The following is a 22,011-nucleotide window of genomic DNA, read 5'->3' as shown; positions in this document are numbered from 1 at the left end:
GGGAGAGCCCCTCCCGGCTCACCGGCTGAGCGGCGGGCCCGTCAATCCTGCCTGCTGCAGAAACGGCCGGATAGCCCCGACCCGCATCGCATCGTCCTGCACGAGCACCCGGTCTCCCGCCCTGATGACCGGAACTGCGACGAGGTTCATCCGCACGAGATCGTCGAGTGCAGAAGAACCTTCCCTGACGTGCTTTTCTTCTACCGTCTCGTCATACGAAAGCCCCATATCCACGAGGGCGCTTTGAAGCGCCCCCGCAGCCTGAAAGCACCGGGCACACCCTTTGACGTGGAACAGTTCTACCTTCATGGGAATCACCACCTCCGGTTACCCGGAGAGCAGGGAAAAATGTTTCCCCGCATGCACGCTTCCCGGCAAGACCGCCTACATCCGCAGAAGCCGGGCATTGATCGCGACGATGACGGTACTGGCGCTCATGAGTATCGCACCGGCCGCAGGGGTCAACACGATCCCGTAGCCGAAGAGGACTCCCGCGGCGAGGGGGATGGCAAATGCGTTATACCCGGTCGCCCAGAGCAGATTCTGGAGCATCTTCGCGTAGGTCTTCTTCGAGAGACCGACGATAGCGGCCACGTCCCGCGGGTCGCTCCTGACGAGCACGATATCGGCGCTCTCCACGGCGACGTCGGTGCCCGCCCCGATGGCGACCCCGACGTCCGCCTGTACCAGAGCCGGGGCATCGTTGATCCCGTCGCCGACCATCGCCACCCGATAACGCTGCTGCACCTCACGGATCTTCTCCGCCTTCTCATGCGGGAGAACGCCGGCAAAATACTCGTCAAGACCGATCTCCGCTGCCACCCACGCCGCCACGTGCCGGTTGTCGCCGGTCAGCATCATGCACCGGATATCCAGCGCTTTGAGCCGTCCGACCGCCTCCCGCGACTCCAGCCTGATGATATCGGCGAGTGCGAGCGCTCCTGCAGGTTTATCCCCGACCAGGAGGAAGACAACGGTTTTGCCCTGGCTCTCGGCGGCAGCCACCCGTTCGTCCCGGGCGGCGATGCCCTGCTCCTGCAGAAAGCCGGGACCGACTACGGCGACCTTCCGCCCGGAGATCTCCCCCTCGACCCCTTTCCCAGGGATTGCACGGAAATCCCGGACAGTATGGAGAGCGAGGCCGCGCCCGGCCGCACTTTGCACCATCCCGAGCGCGATCGGATGCTCGGAAGGAGATTCTACCGAGGCGGCGAGGCGGAGGAGTTCGTCCTCACCGGAAGCATCGAACGGGACGACATCCGTCACCCCGAACCGCCCTTCCGTCAGGGTGCCGGTTTTATCGAAGACAACCGCTTCCACGTTCCGGGCACGCTCGAATGCGTTCCGGTCGCGGATCAGGAGGCCTGCCGAGGCGGCGAGCGCCGTCGAGACCGCTACCACCAGCGGGACGGCAAGCCCGAGGGCGTGGGGACAGGTGATCACCATCACCGTCGCCGACCGCTCGACGGCAAAACCGAGCGCCTCCCCTGCCGCAAGCCAGGCGATGAAGGTGATCGCACCGACCGAGAGCGCGATCACCACCAGGACAAACGCGGCACGGTCGGCGAGATCCTGTGCCCGGGACTTGCTCTCCTGCGCCTGCCTGACGAGCTCGACGACCTGGGCAAGGTAGGTCTCTTTACCGGTCTTCTCCACCTCGACGGTGACGGACCCCTCGCCGTTGATCGCTCCGCCGATAACCCGGTCACCCTCTTTTTTTGCGACCGGCCGTGACTCGCCCGTCAGCATCGCCTCGCTCATGCTGGTCGCACCTCCGGTGACCACTCCGTCGACCGGGACTTTCTCGCCGGGTTTTATCAGCACCGCGTCGCCGGGAGCGAGCCTATCGACCGGGACATCCTCGATACCGGCGTCGGTGACGCGATGCGCCTCCGAAGGCATGATCCGGACGAGCTCCTCGAGTGCACGCGACGCCCCGAGCACCGAACGCATCTCTATCCAGTGTCCGAGGAGCATGATATCGATCAGCGTCGCCAGTTCCCAGAAGAAACCCTCGCCGCCGACCAGCCCGAAGACGACCGCGGCGCTGTAGAGATAGGCAACCGTGATCGCGACGGCGATCAGCGTCATCATCCCGGGCGACCGGCTCCGGAGCTCGCGGACGATCCCGGTAAGGAACGGCCAGCCGCCGTAGATGTAGACCGCGGTCGAGAGCGCGAAGAGCACGACGACCGAGCCGGGGAAGACGGGCGAAAAGGCGAAGAAACCCTGGATGGTCTGCGAGAGGAGGAGGATCGGGACGGTCAGGATGACGGAGACGACAAAACGTCTCCGGAAATCCGCGAGCGCATGAGCGTGGTCGCCGTGCCGGTGCGTCTTCGGCGGCTCCTGCCTGCTCGCTTCACGAAGCTGCTTCTCATACTTTGCCCCGGCCATGGCAGGAAGGATGCCCACCATGCATCCTAAACCTATCGGCGGGTGTACCGCCGGTCATGCTACTTTCAGCACCATCAACGTGATGTCGTCGAATTGGGGGGCGGTTCCGGCGAACCCGGCCACGTCCTTCACGATCGCATCGATAATCCCCTCTGCCGGGAGCGCCGGCAATGCCGAGACGAAGGCCTCGAGCCTCTCGATGCCGTACTCCTCATCCTTCTCGTTCGCCGCCTCCGTCACGCCGTCGGTGTAGAGGAGCAGCAGATCCCCGGGTTCGAGTTCGATGCGGACGACCTCGAGCTCGATCTCGTCGAGGATACCGAGTGCGATTCCTCTGCCACTGAGATGGAGAGCCTCGCCGGCTCCGGGTCTGAAGAGGAGCGGGGGATTATGGCCGGCATTCACGTAGGTGAAACTCCTCTCCCGGGCATCGAGGACTGCATAGAAGAGCGTGACGAACATGCTGGTCTTTGAGTCCAGAGTGATGAAGCGGTTCACTTCGAGGATCGCCCCGGCCGGATCGGGGTTTCGGAGCGCACTTGCCCGGATGAGGGTACGGGAGAGCGCCATGAAGAGGGCGGCCGGAACGCCTTTGCCGGAGACGTCGGCTATCGCAAGACCCAACCGGGCATCACCGAAGGGGATATAATCGTAGAAGTCCCCGCCGACCTCGAGAGCAGGCATGCTGCATCCCGCCAGTTCAATTCCCGGAAGCGCCGGCGCCGACTCCGGGAGGATGCTCTGCTGGATCTCCTCTGCTATCTCGAGTTCCTTTACCATCCGTTCGTTCTCCGCCGTAGTCCGCCGGAGCTCCTCGATGTGGCTGGAGAGATCGGCGGTCATCCTGTTGAACGACCGGGCGAGATTCTCAAACTCGTCTCCGGTCGCTACATCAACCCGGTATCCGAGGTCGCCCCGCCCGACGGCCTCGGAGCCCTTCTGCAGTTCCAGAAGAGGCCGGGTGAAATACCGGGCGACGATGAGGGTGAGAGCCGCGACTGCCAGAAGGAGGATGAGGAACAGGCCGGCGAAGACGGTCTGCATGAGCTGCTCCTGGTCGCTGATATGAGCCGCGGTATCCTCCGACGCCTGCAGGATACGCTCCCGGGTCGCCGTGATCGGTGCGGTGATCTCGTCGACCGGCATCACCACCCCGACGCTCCAGTTCACGCTCTCCACCGGAGCATAGGCGACGAACCGCTCGCCGTCCGCAAACATGACCCGGGTGACACCCGTCTCTCCGGCGGTCATCTTCGCCGCCACCGAGACAAGACCCGTGTTGCTGCTCGCAAAGAGGTTCTCGGTGACGAACGATTCGTCCCACCGCAGATCACCCGCAGTGAGATCCGGCCTGCTGACGACATTTCCGTGCCGGTCGATCAGTATGGCGTATCCCCGGTCGCCCACCTGGGTGCCGATGATATTCCGGTTGATCGTCTCGATCGTGACGTCCGCACCGACGACCCATACCCATCCGCTTCCAGTATCGGCAACCGGTTTTGAGCAGGCCACCGTCAGGCCATGCCCGAGAAAGTCGACGTAGGGCTCCGACCAGCTCGTCTCCCCGGTAGTGCGCGCCTGCACGAACCAGTTCCGGAGGCGGGGATCGAACGAGGCGTTGCGATCGGTCGTCTGCGGGTATACCAGGGCTATCCCCGAGTCGGTTCCGAGGTAAACGCTCGAGAGATGACTGTCGGCGTCGGCGATAGGCCTGAAGATCCCTTCCATCATGCCGACCGCAGTCTGCTCGTCCACGGTGACGGAACCCTCCGTCCCGGGCGCCAGAAAGAGCAGTGACGCCGGATGCTGCCGTCCCACCACCCGTGCCGGATCGTGCATGATCTCCCCGGCATACGCCGCCATGATATCGACCTCGCCGCTCACCTGTTCAAAGAGGATGTTGCTGATAGCGGCCTGGTCGGCGGCGAGCATGAGAAGCGACTCTTCAGCGCTCTCTTCGAGCGCTGCCGTGCTGTCGGCCGCCCGGTCTCCGAGGGCGGTGCTCTGCTGGAGCGCATACCGGCTTACGTCGTCTGTCTGCACAAACGCGAGGATACCGGCAAGAAGGAGAGCGGCTGTGGAGAGGCCTAAAAAGGCGAGAAAAATCTTGGTCCCGACCGAAAGTCCGATGCAGAAGCGCTTCTCGCCGCCCGGGTTCATTATGGTACTCTTTCGCACGGACGAAATGTATACGTTCCTGATTGAACCGCCACTGCTCGTGCCGCGGGTGAACGGAGCGCCACCGGCCGCAGGAGAAACACGCTGCCCGTAGCCAGAGCGGTAGTTTCATTATCACCGTTCCGCTCCCTAATCCCGGAATGGCGATCAGAAACGGCAGACAATCGGGTTTATGCCATCTGTTGCAGAATACATGGTCATGTACAGGATTGCTCTCCTCCTCATCACCTGCACGCTCCTCTCCGCCGGATGCCTCTCACCGAATCCGCCTGCTGCGAATGAGCGTCTCGAACTGGTCACCCCGGCGGACGAGATCTCCATATTCGGCGGGCAGGCTACGTACATGGGGCTTATCGGCCAGGAAACCCCAGAGATTCCGGTGAACTACAGCCTTGGCCATGTCGTCATCCAGCCGGGCAATGCAACGTCCCCGCACCGGCTGATCGGGAGCGTGGAACTGGTCTACCTGCTCAGCGGCGAGGCCGAGATTCGCTGCGACAACGAGACGGTGAGAGCCGGAGAGGGGGCGACCGTGCTCCTGCCGGAAGGCGTACTCCAGTCGATAGCCGCTGCCGGTGATACCGAACTTCATTACATCACCGTTATTCAGCCGCCCTTTACCGACGCTGTCGAGGTATCGGGTGACGCGCTTGCCGCACTCGATACGGCGACGGACGGAGTCCCGATCGTCGTCTCCGATCCCCGGGACGGGATTGAGTGGGATTCGGGGTCAGGCGCGGTAGTGTATACGCTCATGAATCCGATCCTGATGCGTGATATCCCGATCGGCTACAGTCTCGCCTACGCCGAACTCCTCCCGGGCGGATATCTCGGGTACGACCGGCTGAACGGCTCGTCCGATCTCATCTACGTGATCAGCGGCGAGCTGGAGATAACCACGCCCGACGGGGAGGCGGTACGGGTTCCCGCCGGAAGCGCTGCATACATTCCACCGGATCAGATGAAAGAGTCCCGGAATACCGGAACATCGGTGACGACGGCCTTAAGTTTCGTCGACCCGGCATGGACAGCGGAGAAGACCGCCCTCTGGGAATGACGGTCTCCTCCTCCCTTTTGGTATCGACAGCCGGCCCGGTTTTGCAGGAACCTTTGCCGGCCGCCCTCGCCGGAGATCTCCGGGACTGAACCCATAGCGATCTGCCGTCAGGAATCCTCCGGCGTGATCACCCCTCTGCCGCCACGCCACTCCCGCAGGAGAGAAGATCGGGCGGAAGCGGCACTCTCCCTGTGGCGGGGTCGTCCCGGATCGTGTATATGAAAAGGCCGGATACCCTGCCGTGAACCGACCTTCGGACGCCATCGATACAGAGAAGATCAGAACCCGAACCCGGGCATTTACCGGCAGAAAAATATATTTTCGCTGAAATATAATTACCGAATTATAAATTGGATCCACGAGACCATACTGCAAAACCCGTGCCCCACCGCTCGGAAGAGTCGGCCGGGACACGGGATGTCCTCCCCGGGATCAGGAATTCGGAACAGCACTATCCCCGATCGCCTTCACGGCATCTGCCGCTGGCAGGAAGCGCCGATCCGGGATGTGCAGTTCCGAGCCGGATCCGGGATCAGAAGAAAGATTCAAGAAGCATGAGATGTGTATGCAGCCATAACCCCCGGGTCAGGGCGAGATCCGGCGAAGACGAACCGAACCTGGAGGAAGAGATCGCTACGGGGTTTTCAGGTGAGGAGAGAGGGTCTGAACGAGTTTCTGTGCCGCGAGACGGAGAGGACGGTGCCATGAATATATCCGATCTGATGGACATCGGCGAACTCGAAGCCCTCTGCAAGAGCTGCACCGCGCTGACGGGCGTTCCCACCACTCTCCTCGATCGGGAAGGTGCGGTTCTGATTGCCGCCGGGTGGCAGGATATCTGCATCCGATTTCACCGGGCTCACCCTGTAACGGCGGCACGGTGCCTGAAGAGCGACACCGTACGGAGCGGGCACGTTGCCACCGGAGAGCGGTATACAGCCTATCGATGCAAGAACGGCCTTGTGACGATCTCCGTACCCATCACCATTCAGGGCGAACACATCGGAGACTTTTTAATTGGACAGTTCCTGTTTGCGCCACCAGATCGGGACTTTTTTATCAGGCAGGCCGAAGAGTTCGGATTTGATGCGGATGCCTACCTTGAGGCGCTCGGACGCGTGCCGGTCATCTCCGAAGACCGTGTACTGAAGATGATGGACTTTTTCTCTCACCTGACGCATCTCTTCAACGAAATGGCGCTCACCACGAAACGCGTCCGGGACGCCAATGCGGCATTGCAAACGGCTAACGAACAGCTGCAGGCCGAAGTGGAAGAGCGAAAGTGGACGGAGGAGAAGATCCGGGAGACAGAGCACCGCAGCGCCGTACTCCTCGGCGCTATCCCCGACCTGATGTTCGTCCTTTCCCGTGACGGAGAGTACCGGGACTTCCAGGTGCCTGATATACGCCTGCTCGCGCTGCCCCCGGGTGAGATCATAGGGAAAAATATTCGGGATGCCGGGTTTACCCCGGACCAGGTGGACACCATCCTGCAGGCGATAGGAAGAGCGATCGAGACCGAGGAGCTCCAGTGCCTGGAGTATGAACTTGCAGTACCGTCGGGCATCGGGCAGTTTGAGGCACGCCTGCTGGCGCTGAGCGACCGGGAGGTTCTCTGTATCGTTCGCGATATCACCGAGAGAAAACAGGCAGAAGCCATCAGAATGCGGGCGTTCCAGCAGATCGAGCGAAACATCGAGCAGATTGCCGTCCTCGCCGATCATGTCCGCCAGCCGCTCCAGGTGATCCAGGGCATGGCGGATCTCACCGACGATGCGAAGGCCACGAAGACGATCAGCAATCAGGTCGAGCGGATAAACGACTATATCAGAGAACTCGACCAGGGCTGGATCGAGTCACGGAAGATCCGGACGTTCCTCCAGCGGCATGAGATGCTGTAAGATCGGAGGGGTGCCTGCACCTACACCTTCAGAAACTCCCCGGGAGCAAGGCTTGTCGCGAGCATCACCATGTTGATCTCCCGGTGATCCAGCCAGGTGGCGGCTTTCCGGTTCTGCTCATCCAGCCAGAACCCAACTATCGCCTCTCCAAGCGGCAGATACTCCGCGAGGCCCTGCACCCGCCGCAGCAGGGAGGGGGCACGGCCGAAGACGCCCGGGTGCGCCTCGAGCCCTTCCCGGATCTCCGGAACACCTGCAAGCCCGATAGCAAGCCCGAGCTCGCGGAAGGCCAGACGGTATTCGGCGGGATACCCGGTGCTGCCCCTCGCCGCGAAGGATGCAAGACCGACCCGTGCTGCATCCAGGACCGATTCCAGAAGTCCGGTGCCAAAGACCCCTCCCTCGATCGTCAGCCGGGCGATCCGTGAGGCGTCGGAGAGGAGACCGCCGATGCCGAGCGGATCGTCGGTGACGAACCGTGTTCCCCGGCAGATTCCGGCCATATCGGCGATCTCGGGTGACAGATCGATCCCAACCGATGCCCCGAACCGGTTCCTCGCCGCCTGCAGCTCGCTGTAGGTGACGAACCCGTCGAGCGGGTCGTGCTGCCCCATGGAGGGGACGAGCGGGCGGGAGAGGTCGATGCTCATCTTCCAGTACATCCTCTTTCCGCCGCCCGAGGGGGGGACGTAGGTGAACGCGGCGTGGGCTGTCCGGGCAAGTTCCGTCGCCCAGCGAAGATAGGTGAAGTCGCCGGTGACCGAAGCCACGCGGCTTAAGACGTGCATCCACTTCGTCAGGTAATGGTAGTACTGCCCGTCCCTATCCCATTCCAGCCGTTCATCGAACGGTTCGCCGATCGCGCGTTCATTTAGATCCTTCCCGATCCGAAGCCCCCCGATCGTCGGATGCTGCTCGCCCTCCTCAGCGGCGAGGCCGCTGATCCAGCCGACTCTGGGGTCGTCGCCCCGGTGCCTGCCGAGGGTGCGATGCACCTCGCCGACAAGCCGCAGGGCGAGGTCACGGAAGGTCTCGTCGTCTGTGCGGCGGAAAAGGTCGAGGTAGTTGCAGACCGCAAACGCATCCGTCCAGAGGTAGCGCCGCGGCCGGGCTCCCGTGGGGTCAAGCCCGGTCAGAGCGGCATATTCCAGCATAATCTCCCGGACAAAACCGGTGGCCGTATCCTGTACCATTCTTCCTCCCCGGGTCTATCTCCGGATGCGAGGGCGTAAAAACACCCACCCATCTGCCCGGATCGGGTGCATTCCGGAGAACGCCTCCCGACCCGGGATGAGGACAACTGCCATAAAAAGTACTCGCCGGATGGTTCCACCAGATGACAGCCGATTCAGGCTCCATATCCCCTTCGGAGATCGGAATAGGCGGGGAACAGAGCGGGAACCGTGAGGACTGCCTGGTCGAGAGCCCCGCGGCCGATGGGGGCAAGATCATTCCAGGCGAAGGATGCTCATCGCCCCCCTTCCCGGTAACAGGGCTTTTTCAGGGATACGGAGCAAAAAGAGATATAAAAACAGAGAAGAGAGGAGATCAGTATGTCGGAAGAGACGCGCAGTGAGATCCGGGGAAAAGTCATCAGGCTCGGCGACCTCATCGCCTACCAGGACGGAACAGTAGCGAGCAGGATGATCGTCAACAAACCGTCGGGGAGCATCACGCTCTTCTCCTTCGACGAGGACGAGGGGCTCAGCGAACATACGGCGCCATACGACGCGGTGGTGACGATCCTCGACGGGGAGTGCGAGGTCTGGGTGGCGGGCGAGACGCACCTTATGCAGGAGGGTGAGACGATCATCTTCCCGGCAAACGTCCCCCACGCACTCTCCGCAATCACCCGGTTTAAGATGTCGCTCGTCATGATCCGGGAGTGAAGAAGCATGACGAATGAGAAAGAAGGTGAGTACTGCACCGTCTGCGGCGGGATCAAACCCGATGCAATCAAGATCAGGGCAATCCTCGTCGACGGCAGGGAGACGGGGATCAACCAGCTCGACGAGATCGTCGCCGGTGTGCGGAAGTTAGACCTGAAGAGCGACGACGCTCTCCGCGAGGAACTGCTGAGGCGCGCCAGAGTCTTTAATTACATCCCGACGAAGAAGACGGATGCGTACGCCGATGCGCTGCTCGAGGAGTACCGGGGCGGGTGAAGGGGGAGCAGACTCTCCTGCGCCCCCGCCGAAGACCATCCCACACTTCTCAAAAGTGGATCAGATCGACGCTTCCCAGCCCTGTCCTATATCGATGAGCGGCCGCACCTCGGTGATCTCGAACGATGCCGCCGCATGAATCATCTCCGCCGCCTGCTCGCCCGCCACTTCGGCGATCTGCTGCTTGAGGTTCTGCAGCATAGCTCCCGACGTGTCGGACGCCGTCATCTTCAGGTAGACCCGGACACCCTTCCAGTCCATGATCGACTCTCCCGGCTCCATGATCAGGTAGACGGCATTCGGGTTCTCCTGCAGGTTCGCAAGCGAGCGGTTATCCCCAAACCCCATCATGATGGTCTTCTCGTCGACCATATGCGGTGAACCGAAGACGGCCGCGTCGACCTTCCCGTCGCGGCTCGCGGTGCTGAGCGTGCCGATCCTCGGTTGTTTGTTGAAGTAGTCCATCAGTCTCTGCGCCATACGTACATCTCTCCTTTTTGAGTTCTGCTCTGCCGTTTCCACCTTAAAAGTATCGGCAGCTCAAACTTCCCGCCTGCGGAGGATGAGGAAGACGTACCCGTATTCGTCCGCATGCTCCCGGTAGACCGCGATCTCATGCTCGAAGTTGGCGACCACAGCCCCGGCATCGGGGTTGCCGGGCGCAGATGCCCGGATATCCGTAAGCTTCTCACAGAAGGGCGCGTAGTAGTCGTCCCACCAGGCCGATGCAGGGAGGCGGAACGAGTCGACGACCTCGTAACCGGCTGCCGCAGCAGCGGCGGTCGTTATCGCGGGGTACACCTCCTGGAAGAAGGCCCTGGCCTCATCCGAGGGCGTGTCGGTGAATCAGGCCGACTCTGTGAGGCAGAGGAATCCTCCCGGCCGGAGCAGGCGCTTCCAGGCCGCGAGCCCTTCGGCATACCCGATGACGAAGATCAACCCCCGGCCCAGCGGCGTCGAAGGATGCATCCGGGAACGGGAGATCGTGCATCGATGCACGGACGGTCGTTATCCGTTCACTCACCCCCGCGTCCTCTGCACTTTGCCGGAGGGCGTCGAGGTACGGCTGGTAGATGTCCAAGGCCGTGATACGGCATTCCGGGCAGATCCGGGCAAGCTCTACCGTCTGCATACCCACGCCGCACCCGATATCGGCGATCTCCGCCCTCGCCGGGAGAGCGGTCAGCACGGAGAAGGCCTTTCTCGTGCAGGCGTTGCTGCCCGGCCCCTGGCGGGGAAGGGAGGCAAACATCTTGAAGAGGAATGAATAGTCCATGCTCTACTGCTGCGCTATACGGCTCGATAAACTCATTCGCGGCGGAAAGGCTATACCTGCTCTGAGCACAGGGTACCTCTCGGTTGCTGACTGCCATGTATACGATACCGGACGCCCTCATTCTCGGGTTTCTCATCGGCCTGACCGGTGCGCTCGCCCCGGGGCCGACCCTCATCGCGACGATCAACGCCTCCCTCCGCACCGGGTGGAGCGCCGGGCCGCGCGTGACGGCCGGGCACGTCGCAGTCGAGGTTATGATGGTTTTCTTCGTCGTCGCCGGCGTCGGTGCGGTGATCGGGTCGTATACCGGGATCATCGCCGGGGTCGGCGGGGCGGCGCTCGTCGCCTTCGGCCTTTTGACGGTGCGGGAGAGCAGGCACACGACGGGCATTGCCACCGCCGGGACAGAGGCCGTCACCCATCCCGTCGTTGCCGGGGTGGTGACCAGTCTCTCGAACCCGTACTTCTGGATCTGGTGGCTCACCGTCGGGAGCGCACTCCTGCTCGCCGCCTACGAAGGAGGGATCGTGGTAGCGGGGGCGTTCGTTATCGGCCACTGGGCGGCAGACCTCGGGTGGCTGACACTCGTATCGGCGAGTATCCATCGCGGCAGGTTCATCCTCGGCGAACAGGCATACCGGTGGATACTCGGGGCATGCGGAGCGGGTCTCATCGGATTCGGCCTCTATTACCTCGTCGCCGTCTTTGCGTAAAGGAGATACTCAGGCAGTAGTGTGCCGTACCGGAGAGTTCCAGATCCATCCGGCAGCTCGAAAAGCACCCTCTCCTTCAGTATCCCGTCGCATAGTAGTAACCATCCTCTTCCTCCTTCACGTGCACCGGCACCGAAAAAAGTCCGCCGATATTCGCATCGGTCAGCATCTCTGCTTTCTGCCCGTCTTTCCAGAAGCGGCCGTCCTTCATGAGGACGACCCGGGAGATCTCCGGGATGATATCGTGGAGGTTATGGGTCACGAGGATGATCCCGGTTCCCGACCGGGCAATCTTCCGGATGGTTCTCCGGAAAGTATGAAGCGCGTGCAGATCGAGGCTGTTTGTCGGTTCGTCGAGGACGAGGGCGGCCGGGTCGTGGACGAGCGCACGCCCGATCAGGAGCCTCCGTGCCTCGCCGGAGGATAACTCCGTCATCGGCCGATCCCCGAGATGCTCGATCTCGAGGAATGCGAGGATCTCGTCCGCCTTTCGCTCCATCTCGCCGGTTACTTTATGGGTGAAGAGCCCAACGCTCGAGAAGAAACCAGAGAGGACGACTTCCCGACCCGACATGTCACGGGTAAAGGTATGCTGGAGGTCGTTTGAGACGACGCCGAGATGAGAGCGGAGATCGAAGACGTGCCACCGGTCACGCCCCCAGATTCTGAACGCTCCGTGCTCCCCTTGGAAGGAGGGGTAGTATTCGCGGGTGATCAGCCGGATGAACGACGACTTGCCCGCACCGTTCGGCCCGAGCAGGGCAATATGTTCCCCGGCACCGACCGTGAGCGAGAGCGAGTCGAGGAGCGTCCTTCCGTCTCTGACGACGGTGATATTCTTAAACTCAAGCAGGGGTGGGGTAGTATCTGTCATCGCCGTTTGCTCCGCCGGAAGGGCATGGCTATCGCCGTTCTGTACATGAGCTGCCGAGCGGAGACTTGAAGGTTCTGGTGCACCGCTGAACGCGACCGGCACCCGTGAAAAACGAAGGGATAGAAGTGGCGCCGGTAAGCGTCACTCCGTCGTCTTTCCGTCGAAGTGCTCCTCCCTGGCCATCGCCTCCTCGCGGGTCTTCCGCACGACCTTGTCCTGATGCTCGGGCGGCGAGTAGATCGTGTAGAGCTTGAGGTCTGCCGTCCTCGAAGTGTTCACCACGTTGTGGTTCGCACCGCTCGGCACAATCACGGCGCTGCCGTCCTTTACGGCATGCTCTACGCCGTCGATCACGACTTTTCCTTCACCTTCCTCGAACCGGAAGAACTGATCGACGTCGTCGTGCACCTCTTCGCCGATCTCCTCGCCGGGCTTGAGGTTCATCAGCACGAGCTGGCTGTACTTCCCGGTGTAGAGGACTCTGCGGAAGTCGGTATTCTCTACAGTCTCTTTCTCGATCTCAGCGACAAATCCTTTCTTCATGATACGGCCTCCCGGTGATCGGAGTTGCTTGTGACAGACTGCCAACGATCCGATCTGGAACACCCCGGTATTTTACCTTTGGGGTGAGATGCAGGAGAATAGCTTCCACTGAGTGCCGCACCGTCCGCGCGGCGATCAGAAGCTTATTCACTGTTGTTCCAGAAAAGGGTTCTATGGATGCAGCACTGCGCGATACCTTCGTACACCTCTGGGAGAAGTACTTTCCAGGAGCGGAGCTTCCGATCACGTTCGAGGTAGGGGGCGCTACCGAAGGACTTGAGAGAGCTCCTGCCCCGACGGGCTGGAGGTGCTTCGTCTGCGATCTCGCAAAGGTACGAAGAGGAACGAGCCTCGCTTTCGATGAGGACTCGCTGGGGTGCCGCGGGGGAAGGTTCTACCTCGGCTACGATGCCGAAAGGTTTCCCGATTTCCGCTACTTCCTCTCGTACGGAAAGCCCGGCGTTGTCGAGGGAGAACGCTACAAGCAGACGCCGGAGATCGTGGACGAGCTCGACCGGGGAACCGTCCGGGTACCCACGACGGGAAAGAGTATCGTTTTCAAACGCTGGGACACCCTGACGGATACGGATAACCCGGACGCCGTCGTCTTCTTCGCACGACCCGAAGTGCTCTCCGGCCTCTTCACGCTCGCGAACTTCGATTGGGCAGACCCAAACGGTGTGATCTGCCCGTTCGGTGCCGGATGCAGTTCGATCTTCACCTACCCATGGCTCGAGCAGCAGAACGAGAAACCAAAAGCCGTGCTCGGGCTGTTCGACCCCTCGGCGCGGCCGTGCGTCCCGCTGGACGTCCTGACGATGGCCTTCCCCATGAAGAAGTTTGAAAAAGTGATAGGGTTCATGGAGGAGAGTTTCCTGAACACGGGTGCCTGGGAGAAGGTGAAGAAGAAGATCGCCCGGAGTGATGCGCTCCATACGCATAAAAGCGCTTGAAGCACGCAGATAGGATCCAAAAAAGTGATAGTCCGGTGAATCACCCGAGCGTCCGGTTAAAGAACGTCACCATCTCCCCGTAGGCGTCCTCGGCGACGAAACTCGTCGAGAGCTCGCCGTCCTCTACCATGAACCCGTGCGGCTCGCCCTGGTAGACCTTGAGCTCGAAGTACTTCCCGGCCGCATCGAGATCGGTCGCATACCGGTAGATCTCGGCCACCGGGCTTGCCTGATCCGCCGTGCCGTGGATGATCAGCATCGGATCGGCAAGGTCGCCGATCAGGTCCGCCGGGGGCGTTCCGTTCGCCTGCCCGCCGGAGTAGGGGAACCCGTACCAGGCAACACCCGCGTCGAACTCTTCAATTTGGGGTAGGAAGAGCATTGTGTAGCGTCCGCCTGCGCAGAACCCGGTCAGGCCGAGGCTGCTCGCGTTGACGTCGGGGCGGGTTCCGAGGTAGGCGACCGTATCCCGGATAAGCGCCTCCGTCACGTTGTCCTCCGGCGATTGTTCATATGTCTGCCACTCGGGAGCGACGACGACGAAGCCCTCCCCGGCAAAGCGGTCGACCATATCCCGGTAGCCGGGTTCAAGCCCGTTGAAGGAGTGGATCAACACCACCGCCGGGTACGTCCCGTTCTCTCCCGGCGCCGCAATGTAGGCCGGATACGTCTGACCGCCGCTCTCGATCTCCACCGTCGTCCCGTTCGCCGTCCCGCCGTTACTCCCTTCGCTCGGGGTGACACACCCGGCGAAGATGAGCAGGACGGCCACCGATGCAAACAATATGATACTCCCTCTCATGCAGACTCCCCCCGTCTGGGTGCACACCATCCGGGCACACCGCATATAGTATTTGTGCCCGGGCGGAGGGCATCCTCACAGCAGGGCGATCTTTTGGGATACTCGATAGATCCTGCCCCGCCTCTCTCAGCAGGAAGGTACATATACACCACCGGCTACCCTGAGCCGCCCGGCACCACACGGTGCCCGGCACCCGGAGGTATGACAGATGTTAACCGATGCAATGGTAATGCCCACGCTCCCCGTTGCCGATATGAGCCGGGCACGAAAGTTCTACGAGGAGAAACTCGGCCTCAAGCTCCGTGAAGAGCAGGAAGGCGAAGCAATCTACGACTGCGGAGGAGGGACGATGCTTTACCTCTACCAGCGAGCGCCGACGAAAGCCGACAACACGGCGGCTACCTTCATCGTCGACGACATCAAGACTGAAGTTGCCGGGATGAAGCAGAAGGGGATTACATTTGAGGAGTATGACATGCCGGGGCTAAAGACCGAAGGAAGCATCGCGACCAGCGGCCAGGAGAAAATAGCATGGTTTAAGGACACCGAGGGGAACATCCTCGCCGTGACCCAGTTTGCTGCACGTCCAGAGAGAGAACGGCGTGAAGCGGAAGCGCGGGCAGCCCCGCCGGCACGCTGAACAGGTTACCGGCAGCCATCCGGTCTCCGGCATACCTGACCCGGAGCCTTTCCGGAGCATGCCACCCGGAAGTGTCTCCACCGGGCCATCGCCCCGGCAGTGGCACTTCCCTCCTCGCCCCGAAGCGCGTTTCTTTTCGTGGACACGGAACCGATGAGAGCAGGCCGCCGGGTATATATGTCGCCATCCATTGTTTAATCCATATTCCCGCCCCTTTCAGCCAGCATAACATATCGGGGAGATCTGCACTGATTTCATGGAGAAAGAGGCTGCTTTACATACCCGTTTCAAAAATCTTAACCTGACCTGCGGGCAGATGTATGTATGCATCCATCGAACGGCGATCTCACTCAGCGGCACTATACGCTGATCCTGATCTCGATCTCCCTGGCAACGTTCATGACGGCGCTCGACGGGACGATCGTGAACATCGCCCTCCCGACGATATCGGAGATCTTCAATCTCCCCTCGACGACGGTCGCCTGGGTCGCTACGGCATACCTGCTCGTGCTGACCGGCTGCGTTCTCATCTTCGGCAAGATGGCGGACAGAATCGGTTTTAAGATCATATTCCTCGCCGGGTTCGGGGTTTTCACGGCAGGTTCGTTCTTCTGCGGCTTTTTCCCGGAGTTCTTCAATTCATTCGATACGCTGATCGCTTCAAGAGTCGTCCAGGCGATCGGCGGAGCGATGATCGGCGCCATCGCCCCGGCGCTGGTTGCTGCGTTCTTCCCGATGAAGATGAAAGGAAAGGCAATGGGGATGGTGACCATGTTTGCGGCGCTCGGAACCGCGGCAGGCCCGATCCTCGGCGGCGTCCTGACGCAGTACCTCTCCTGGAACTGGATCTTTTACATCAACGTCCCGGTGGGCATCGCCGCCATCCTGATCGGCTCGTATGCAATACCGGCAAGCCCGGCAGCACAGGCCACACCCTCCCCCTTCGACCGGCTCGGCGCCCTTCTGGTCTTTATCGGGCTCGGGTCGCTGATCTACGCGGTCAGCGAGGGATCGACGCTCGGCTGGACCGACCCGACGATCATGGCGGCGCTCGCGGCCGCGGTTATCACGCTCGGGTACCTCGTCCTCCACGAACTGAAGATGAGCGACCCGCTGCTCGATTTCCGGCTCTTCGCGAACAGGAACTTCCTGTACGTCAACCTCATGCTCATCCTCTCCTACTTCCTCTTCGGCGGCGTCAACTACCTCCTCCCGTTCTTCCTCGAACTGGTGAAGGGTCTTGATCCATCGACCTCCGGGTTCGTTCTTACCGCCCTCTCGGTCGCCATGATGGTGAGCGGCCTCCTCGCCGGCATGCTGATCAACAGCATCGGGAACCGGAAACTCTGCATCACCGGTGCAATCGCCGTTTCCGCCGGATACCTGATGTTCCAGTTCTTCTCGGCAGATAGCTCGATGCTCTACATCGTCGGCACACTCGCCGTGGTCGGATTCGGTGTCGGCCTCCTGGTCTCGCCCGGCACGAATATGGCGATGAGCATGGCCTCCCGGGATAAGCACGGCATGGTCTCAAGCCTCATCAACGTGGAGCGTTACGGCCCGATGACCCTCGGCATCTCCTTCATCAGCATGATCTTCATCCAGGCGATGCTGACGGTCGGGACGCACCGGCATGTTACCGAATCCTCCCCGGCGAACATAAGAATAGACGTCCTTGCCACCGGGTTCGATCTGGTCTTCGTCGCCGTCTTCATCATATCTCTGGCCGTCGTCGCCCTCGCCTTCCTGAGCAGGGACGAGGTGCACGCCGACAACCTCGACGAGGAGACCCTCGAGACTGCGGTCGTCGGGGTCTGATAGACCCCGTTTCTCTTTTCGGCAAAGAGGATTTCCGGATAACAACCTTTTATTCGCCCTTTCTCCAGAGCTCGCTCTGTTTCACTTCCTGCCTGCAGTGCGGGCAGAGATAGACCTCGTCACCCGTCTCCCGGGCAAGCACCTTTGAAAAGCCGGAGGCGAGAATACCGGCAGGGAGAGCGAAGATACCTATCCCGATCAGGGCAATGACGGAGCCGAGCAGTTTGCCCGCCGGTGTTATCGGGACCATGTCGCCGTAGCCGGTGGTGGTGAGCGTGATGATCCCCCACCACATCGCCGCCGGAATATCGGAGAAGGCCTCGGGCTGGGCGGGGTACTCGACCTGGTACATCAGGGTCGCGGCGGCGATCAGGACGATGAAGAGAACCACGTAGGTCGTCGCCAGGGTGTCCCTCTCGGCTCTGACCACCCGGATGATGAGGGATACGGAGTCTGAGTAACGGACAATCTTGAAGAGCCGGAAGACACGCAGGATGACAAGCCCTGTGAGATTGAACCCGAAGAAGAAGAGCAGGAAATAGGGGAGAATGACGACGAGATCGATTAACGCGTAGGGTGTCCGTGCCCACCGGAGCCTCCCCGCGACGGGCGTATGGTAGAGGGGGTCTTCGACGCACGACCAGAGCCTGAGGATATACTCAACGATGAAGATGATCAGCGTCAGACCCGCAAGCAGGCAGAGCACGATGGCAACCGCCGGATACTCACGCACCCCCCGGACGGAGAGGAGGATCATGGTCGCGATGTTCAGCACAATCACGAGCGTGATGAAGAGATCGAAGGCGTAACTTGCCCGGTCACCCTCGCGTGCGGGCTCAAGTATCTCATAGATCCGCCGCCTGACCGGCCGATCACCCTCACGTGCAGGCTCGAGTATCCCATAGATCCGCCGCCTGACCGCCTGGTAATCCATACAGATACATGATTCAGAATGGCATTTTAGCGTTTCCACCGGGTGCGGGCGCCCCATCACGGCAGAAACGGCCGAAAAATCGGCTACCCGGAGATCCAGAAAAAAAGGGAGGGTCAGATATATTCCTGGATCTCTCTGAACGTTGCGTTCTTCGGAACCCAGACGGTGCTCTCCGTATAGTTCAGCCCGCCGGTAGCCCGGAGTTCGTCGAGTTCGTAGACCCGCGGCCCGTACTGGTACCCGGTCTCATCGAGCCACCATGCCGGATACCCGGGTTCATCGACCGCCTCCGTCACCGGGTCGGTAACAAGGCCGTTTGCGTAGGTGACGATCAGCCTGCCGGTGAGATCGTGCCACGCGTCAACGATCGCATCGCCCCGGGAGACGGTGACGTTCGTGAGGAGACGCACCGCCCCTTCGGCGTCGCCGGCCTCGATGAGCAGGGCCGCCTGCCGGTCGGTATCCTGCACGAGTGCAGTCGACTCCGCTTCGAGTTCGCGCTGCTCTGCGACGATGGTATCGATCATTGCATCGTAACGGAGCATGGCCCAGTTCGTTACGAGGGCGAACGTCCAGTACGCGCTGCCGGGATCATATGTCAACCGGTCGCCGACCGTGTATGCGGCGGATACACCGGTAGCGCCCGCGTACATCGGCACGTAGACCGTCTCGTACGCGACCGCCGGACCGAACCAGAGGACGCCTCCGACCGGGTCGGGGAGAGAGGAGCGTGCCTCCGCGACGTAACTGTAGCTGCAGAAGACTGCCGATATCGGCCGCGGGTTTGCCCCGCCGCGGACTTGCTCGTACGACGCGTTCTGGAAGTCCGTATGGGCATCGTCAGGCCCGAGGTAGCGGTACGGGTTCCCGAACGGCCCTGCGGCAGCACCTCTGGAGAGGTCGAAATCGGTTCCCTCATAGTGGTCACGGAAGAGCGAAAATGCCCCGGTAAGGTTGACTTTTTCATCCGGGGTTATGCTGAACGGATACGCCTTTGTGTAGGAATTCTCGACGTACGGGCTCAGGTTGAGCGACGGCGCGAGCGTATCCTGGATACGCCAGATGCGCATCAGCGAGTAGTAGGGATGTGAATACTCACCATAGCTGACCGCCTCGAGCCAGTCGAGGGTGCCGGCCGCGGGAGACCACGGGCCTGCCGCTTCGAGCTTGCTGAAGAGGTCGCTCGAGTGGAGCTGATCGGGGTTTCCGGGAACGACCTCGCGGATCCTGAACTCGTTCGCCGCAACGAAGACTTCACCGTCGGGGATCTTCTCCGCAACCCAGAGGCCGCCACCGTCCTCCTCATCGAGGCTCGAGCAGATCTCGATGACCCACGCCTCTTCCGGGTCGGCGAAGATGAGCGTCTCGCCGGTACCGTAGTAGCCGTAGGTCTCGATCAGGCTGCCGACCAGTTCGACCGCCTCCCGTGCTTTCGTGCACCGTTCAAGCGCCACATCGGAGAGTTCCGAAGAGTAGAAGATCCGTTTCCCGGGCTCGGGGCCAAGCTCGACCTTTGCATAGTCGGTGCACTCGCCGGAGAGGAGCTGGTGCTCGTTCATCATGCCGTAGGATCCGGTGTAATACGCATAGGTGTGCGGCACCTGATCGATATACCCGAGAATCAGGCTTGAATTTCCGCCTCTCTTCCCCCCTGCCGCATCCGAACCGCTGTTTGGGTCGTACAGCACAGGCCTTTTCGTTCCGGGCGCATGATCGGCCGCGGGGACGTAGAGCAGGCTTATATCGTCGATTTCTCGCCAGTCTTTTCCGACGCCGTCGTTCGTATGCCCGACGTACATCGATCCGTCCTCGGATGCACCGGGCGTTATCGCAAAGGTCGTGCATGCCGCTGCATTCGCCGACAGGAGCATGAGGGCGACGAAGAGGCATAGACTACTGCTTAAAAAACCGTTTCTGCCGTTATGGCTGCACATACAGGAAAGATGCCGACGGTAATTAAAAAAGGTAGCGAATCCCAGCCCCGCCTTTCCGCCGGGATCCGGAAAAATTGCCTCATCAAATGGCTCCTAAGCCCATCCGGGCTTGCCAGAAACAGCATCTCCGCAGGTACAATTCGCGGCATTAAAATACGGTTACCGGAAAACACGTTACCGGTGCAATCCAGAATGGCAGGCGCTCCCGCTCTTCCCCGGTCTTTCAGTATCATATTCCTGCTTGCGGCAGTGGTATTCCTTATCATCGGCATCCAGGCGATCTCATACCTCGTTACCATCGTCGTTGTCGCGCTGATCCTCGCCATGCTCACCTATCCTGCGACGAAAGCGCTCCGCTCGAAGGGGCTGCCGGAGATCGCCGCCGTCGGAGCGGTCACCGTCGCCGCCTGCATTGCAGTCATGCTGATCTGCTACCTCATCTTCTTCTCGTTCGAACGACTCGTCTCCGATCTCCCCCTCTACCAGCAGGAGTTGACCACACGGCTCTCCGAGCTCCTCATCCTTCTCGAACGGTTCGGGATCAGTACGGTCCCGTTCTCTCCGTCCTCGATCGACCTGCAGCGGTTTGCCGGAATTCTCTCCTCCTCGGCTATGAGCGTTGCAGATCTTCTCCTCTACCTCTTCTTCATAGCGGTGACGACAATCTTCATGCTCCTTGAGGCGCCGAAGGTGCCTGACCGCATACGGAAGGTGACCGGAAACAGATCCGAGAGCGTCGCGGCGTTCTCCCACATGAGCAGGTTCATGATCGAGTTCGTCATCGTCAGGACCGAGGCGAACCTCGTCCACGGCTTCCTCTTCGGCGCGTTCCTCTGGGTGATGGGGGTGCACGCAGCTGTCCTCTGGGGAGTGCTGACGTTCCTGCTCGCATACATCCCTTACATCGGCCTGATCGTCGCCGCACTCCCGGCGATATTCTTCGCCTGGCTGCAGTTCGGGCTCTGGGGCGCGGTCGCGGTCGTTGCGGCCGTCGTTCTCCTGAATGCCCTCGTTGAGAATCCGATCTTCGCACACTTCGCATCGCGGCGCTTTGAGATCCCCGCCCTCGTGGTCATCCTCTCGGTCATCTTCTGGGGATGGACTCTCGGGGTCGCCGGGATGATCTTTGCCGTTCCGCTCACGCTTATCGTCCTGATGATCGCCGGGTTCAGCGACGACTGGGTGTGGGTGAACACGATCCTCGGTGTCGACCACCTCTTTACGGAAGAACGGAAGATCCCGGCAGAGAGCAGGGAGGCCGACACACCACCGGTCGGGTGAGAATGGTGCCCGTCCATCAGGCGTTGCCCACGCGGAGATACTGCAATTTCCTTATCTCCAACAGGTTTGTCCCGGAGCGCCAGGTGTCGCGGACGAAAGCTCTTCGGTATTCAATGCTGCCTGAAGAGGAGTTTACTTCCACTCCCACATTCTGTCCTGGACGGTTCCGTCAGGATCAATCTCGATCTCAAAGACCAGCGCTACATCGTTGAGCCGGCTCAGGGCAGGTGAAGACGTCTGCAGATACCGGACGCCACGCATGCTCCATCCGGGCTCTTTTCCGGGTACACGGATTCCTGACCCATGCAGGACGGCCTTCTCGCCGGTTTGGGTCATCATGATCCCGTTGCCTTTCGAGAACATGCCTCCCTGAGGCCTCTCCTTTGACCAGAACGTGGCAAGTAAGGTCACTTCAGTGCCGAGGATCCTGCCTTTTGACTCCATGGTCCGTTCGATCTTCAGTTCTCCCCCATAATGGCGGGTAAGGCGCTGCCCGACCACTTTGCCAGTCATTTCACCAACCATTTCTCCAATCATACAGATCG

Annotated in this window: 22 protein-coding genes; 9 read left to right on the top strand and 13 right to left on the bottom strand. The window is 61.0% G+C overall.

Annotation, left to right across the window (positions count from 1 at the left end; genetic code table 11):
• Positions 1 to 18: 18 nt before the first annotated feature.
• The 3 genes from ABH15_RS07785 to ABH15_RS07775 all read right to left on the bottom strand — a co-directional run bounded on the left by ABH15_RS07785 (position 19) and on the right by ABH15_RS07775 (position 4,557).
• On the bottom strand, positions 19 to 309 hold the full coding sequence (locus ABH15_RS07785; RefSeq protein ID WP_128693793.1) for a hypothetical protein: 291 nt from the start codon (positions 307 to 309) through the stop codon (positions 19 to 21).
• Between the two features lie 75 nt (positions 310 to 384).
• On the bottom strand, positions 385 to 2,418 hold the full coding sequence (locus ABH15_RS07780) for a copper-translocating P-type ATPase (protein ID WP_241648040.1): 2,034 nt from the start codon (positions 2,416 to 2,418) through the stop codon (positions 385 to 387).
• 33 nt (positions 2,419 to 2,451) lie between these two features.
• Entirely contained in the window at positions 2,452 to 4,557 is a 2,106-nt protein-coding gene (locus tag ABH15_RS07775; protein ID WP_128693792.1) for a SpoIIE family protein phosphatase, read from the bottom strand.
• Between the two features lie 217 nt (positions 4,558 to 4,774).
• Here ABH15_RS07775 and ABH15_RS07770 point away from each other — a divergent pair, with 217 nt between their 5' ends.
• Together ABH15_RS07770 and ABH15_RS07765 are read left to right on the top strand one after the other, a co-directional pair.
• Positions 4,775 to 5,632 carry a cupin domain-containing protein gene (locus ABH15_RS07770; RefSeq protein WP_128693791.1) on the top strand — a complete coding sequence of 286 codons (858 nt, stop codon included), beginning with the start codon at positions 4,775 to 4,777 and terminating at the stop codon, positions 5,630 to 5,632.
• Between the two features lie 704 nt (positions 5,633 to 6,336).
• A complete protein-coding gene (locus ABH15_RS07765; protein WP_164913670.1) occupies positions 6,337 to 7,533 on the top strand; it encodes a PocR ligand-binding domain-containing protein in 1,197 nt (398 codons plus the stop codon).
• Positions 7,534 to 7,553: 20 nt separating this feature from the next.
• On the opposite strand, the gene ABH15_RS07760 is transcribed toward ABH15_RS07765, so the two are convergent.
• Positions 7,554 to 8,726, bottom strand: coding sequence for a hypothetical protein (locus ABH15_RS07760; RefSeq protein ID WP_128693789.1), 1,173 nt, complete (start codon positions 8,724 to 8,726; stop codon positions 7,554 to 7,556).
• Positions 8,727 to 9,086: 360 nt separating this feature from the next.
• On the opposite strand from ABH15_RS07760, the gene ABH15_RS07755 reads away from it, so the two are divergent.
• Both ABH15_RS07755 and ABH15_RS07750 read left to right on the top strand, forming a co-directional pair.
• The gene (locus tag ABH15_RS07755) at positions 9,087 to 9,422 is read left to right on the top strand and encodes a cupin domain-containing protein (RefSeq protein ID WP_128693788.1); all 336 of its coding nucleotides are present in this window, start codon (positions 9,087 to 9,089) and stop codon (positions 9,420 to 9,422) included.
• Between the two features lie 6 nt (positions 9,423 to 9,428).
• Positions 9,429 to 9,698, top strand: coding sequence for an NAC family transcription factor (locus ABH15_RS07750; RefSeq protein WP_128693787.1), 270 nt, complete (start codon positions 9,429 to 9,431; stop codon positions 9,696 to 9,698).
• A 60-nt stretch (positions 9,699 to 9,758) separates the two neighbouring features.
• Here ABH15_RS07750 and ABH15_RS07745 read toward each other — a convergent pair whose 3' ends face one another.
• From ABH15_RS07745 to ABH15_RS13980, 3 genes are read right to left on the bottom strand one after another with little or no spacing between them, the layout of a single operon-like run.
• A complete protein-coding gene (locus ABH15_RS07745) occupies positions 9,759 to 10,178 on the bottom strand; it encodes a pyridoxamine 5'-phosphate oxidase family protein (protein WP_128693786.1) in 420 nt (139 codons plus the stop codon).
• A 60-nt stretch (positions 10,179 to 10,238) separates the two neighbouring features.
• Positions 10,239 to 10,499, bottom strand: a complete 261-nt coding sequence (locus ABH15_RS13985; protein WP_241648039.1) for a hypothetical protein — start codon at positions 10,497 to 10,499, stop codon at positions 10,239 to 10,241.
• Between the two features lie 22 nt (positions 10,500 to 10,521).
• A complete protein-coding gene (locus ABH15_RS13980) occupies positions 10,522 to 10,974 on the bottom strand; it encodes a class I SAM-dependent methyltransferase (protein ID WP_241648038.1) in 453 nt (150 codons plus the stop codon).
• A gap of 95 nt (positions 10,975 to 11,069) precedes the next feature.
• On the opposite strand from ABH15_RS13980, the gene ABH15_RS07735 reads away from it, so the two are divergent.
• On the top strand, positions 11,070 to 11,687 hold the full coding sequence (locus ABH15_RS07735; protein WP_128693785.1) for a LysE family transporter: 618 nt from the start codon (positions 11,070 to 11,072) through the stop codon (positions 11,685 to 11,687).
• A gap of 76 nt (positions 11,688 to 11,763) precedes the next feature.
• Here ABH15_RS07735 and ABH15_RS07730 read toward each other — a convergent pair whose 3' ends face one another.
• Positions 11,764 to 12,561, bottom strand: coding sequence for an ABC transporter ATP-binding protein (locus ABH15_RS07730; RefSeq protein ID WP_128693784.1), 798 nt, complete (start codon positions 12,559 to 12,561; stop codon positions 11,764 to 11,766).
• Between the two features lie 141 nt (positions 12,562 to 12,702).
• Positions 12,703 to 13,104: a cupin domain-containing protein gene (locus ABH15_RS07725; protein WP_128693783.1), complete on the bottom strand. Its 402-nt coding sequence runs from the start codon at positions 13,102 to 13,104 to the stop codon at positions 12,703 to 12,705.
• Between the two features lie 173 nt (positions 13,105 to 13,277).
• Here ABH15_RS07725 and ABH15_RS07720 point away from each other — a divergent pair, with 173 nt between their 5' ends.
• Positions 13,278 to 14,057, top strand: coding sequence for a DUF169 domain-containing protein (locus tag ABH15_RS07720; protein WP_128693782.1), 780 nt, complete (start codon positions 13,278 to 13,280; stop codon positions 14,055 to 14,057).
• A 40-nt stretch (positions 14,058 to 14,097) separates the two neighbouring features.
• Here the strand turns inward: ABH15_RS07720 and ABH15_RS07715 are convergent, their stop codons facing one another.
• Positions 14,098 to 14,859, bottom strand: a complete 762-nt coding sequence (locus ABH15_RS07715) for a dienelactone hydrolase family protein (RefSeq protein WP_128693781.1) — start codon at positions 14,857 to 14,859, stop codon at positions 14,098 to 14,100.
• A 208-nt stretch (positions 14,860 to 15,067) separates the two neighbouring features.
• Here ABH15_RS07715 and ABH15_RS07710 point away from each other — a divergent pair, with 208 nt between their 5' ends.
• A complete protein-coding gene (locus ABH15_RS07710; protein ID WP_128693780.1) occupies positions 15,068 to 15,499 on the top strand; it encodes a VOC family protein in 432 nt (143 codons plus the stop codon).
• 324 nt (positions 15,500 to 15,823) lie between these two features.
• Positions 15,824 to 17,317 (top strand): DHA2 family efflux MFS transporter permease subunit, encoded by a 1,494-nt coding sequence (locus ABH15_RS07705; protein ID WP_128693779.1) that lies wholly within the window; start codon positions 15,824 to 15,826, stop codon positions 17,315 to 17,317.
• Positions 17,318 to 17,366: 49 nt separating this feature from the next.
• Here ABH15_RS07705 and ABH15_RS07700 read toward each other — a convergent pair whose 3' ends face one another.
• A complete protein-coding gene (locus ABH15_RS07700) occupies positions 17,367 to 18,251 on the bottom strand; it encodes an ion transporter (protein WP_164913669.1) in 885 nt (294 codons plus the stop codon).
• Between the two features lie 113 nt (positions 18,252 to 18,364).
• Entirely contained in the window at positions 18,365 to 20,185 is a 1,821-nt protein-coding gene (locus ABH15_RS07695) for a dipeptidase (protein WP_128693777.1), read from the bottom strand.
• Positions 20,186 to 20,377: 192 nt separating this feature from the next.
• On the opposite strand from ABH15_RS07695, the gene ABH15_RS07690 reads away from it, so the two are divergent.
• Entirely contained in the window at positions 20,378 to 21,466 is a 1,089-nt protein-coding gene (locus ABH15_RS07690) for an AI-2E family transporter (protein WP_128693776.1), read from the top strand.
• A 132-nt stretch (positions 21,467 to 21,598) separates the two neighbouring features.
• On the opposite strand, the gene ABH15_RS07685 is transcribed toward ABH15_RS07690, so the two are convergent.
• Positions 21,599 to 21,979: a hypothetical protein gene (locus ABH15_RS07685; protein WP_128693775.1), complete on the bottom strand. Its 381-nt coding sequence runs from the start codon at positions 21,977 to 21,979 to the stop codon at positions 21,599 to 21,601.
• Positions 21,980 to 22,011: the final 32 nt, after the last annotated feature.

This window comes from Methanoculleus taiwanensis, assembly GCF_004102725.1.
Classification (GTDB): Archaea; Halobacteriota; Methanomicrobia; order Methanomicrobiales; family Methanoculleaceae; genus Methanoculleus_A; species Methanoculleus_A taiwanensis.
This window is presented reverse-complemented; position numbering and strand designations above follow the sequence as displayed.